General features: G+C 72.7%; 1 protein-coding gene. It reads right to left on the bottom strand.

The features are described 5' to 3' along the window. The coding region (locus DEH69_RS22985) for a polyketide synthase dehydratase domain-containing protein (protein ID WP_181727565.1) at positions 1 to 1,210 on the bottom strand (1,210 nt) is incomplete at both ends.

Consider the following 1,210-nt stretch of genomic DNA (forward strand, 5'->3'; position numbering starts at 1 on the left):
AAGAGCGAGTCCACACGCGCAAGCGAAGGCGCCGACAACTCGCGCAGGGACAGGGTGCCGACGGAGATGACGGGCTGGCCCGCGCCATCGGCGGCATCCAGGGTCACCTGGTCGTGGCCCGTCGATGACACCCGAACGCGCAGCGCGCTGGCGCCCGTTGCGTGGAGCTCGACCCCGGCCCAGGAGAACGGCAGGACGACCCGGTCCTCTTCGAGCAGCAGCGGGATGGCGTGCAGGGCCGCGTCGAGCAGCGCGGGGTGGAGCCCGAACCGACCGGCGTCGCCTGGCAGCGCGATCTCGGCGAACACCTCGTCGCCGCGCCGCCAGGCGGAGGTGAGCCCCTGGAAGACGGGCCCGTAGGCGACCCCGGCCTCGGCCAGGCCCTCGTACATGCCCGCCACCTTCAGCGGCTCGGCTCCGGGCGGCGGCCACTGCGTCATGGCGGTCCCGTCGTCGCCGCTGCCCGCGGCGAGCGTTCCCGCGGCGTGGCGGGCCCAGGGCAGGTGGTGGTCGTCCTCGCCGCGCGAGTACACCTCCACCGGGCGCCGCCCCGACCCGTCGTCCGAGCCGACCACCACCTGAACGGCCATCGCACCACGCTCGGGAAGCACCAACGGCGCCTCAATCGTCAACTCATCGACCCGACCGCAACCCACCTCGTCACCCGCGCGCACGGCCAACTCCACAAAACCCGTCCCCGGGAACAACACCGCACCCGCGATCACATGATCCGCCAACCACGGCTGCGACCCCACCGACAAACGACCCGTCAACACCACCTGATCCGCACCCGCCACCGCCACCGCGGCATCCAACAACGGGTGATCGGAAGCCTCTTCGGCGCGCCCGGACTCGACCCAGAACGACTGGCGCTGGAAGGCATAGGTGGGCAGGTCGACGCGGCGGGCGCCGCGCCCGGCGAGGACGGCGGCCCAGTCGGGGGTCACGCCCGTGGTGTGGAGGTGGCCGATGGCGGTGAGCAGCGTCGCGGCCTCGGGCCTGTCACGACGCAGCGTGGCCACCGCGGCCGCCTCGGGGGCCGACTGCCGCGCCATCGCGGTGAGGACCCCATCGGGACCTATCTCGAGGAACCGGGTGACGCCCTCGCCCTCCAGATGGCGAATGTCATCGGCGAAGCGCACGGCGTCGCGGACATGCCGCACCCAGTAGTCGGCCGAGGCGACGTCCTTGGGGAAGGGGATGACCGGCG

It is taken from the genome of Streptomyces sp. PT12 (genome assembly GCF_003311645.1).
Taxonomy (GTDB): domain Bacteria; phylum Actinomycetota; class Actinomycetes; order Streptomycetales; family Streptomycetaceae; genus Streptomyces.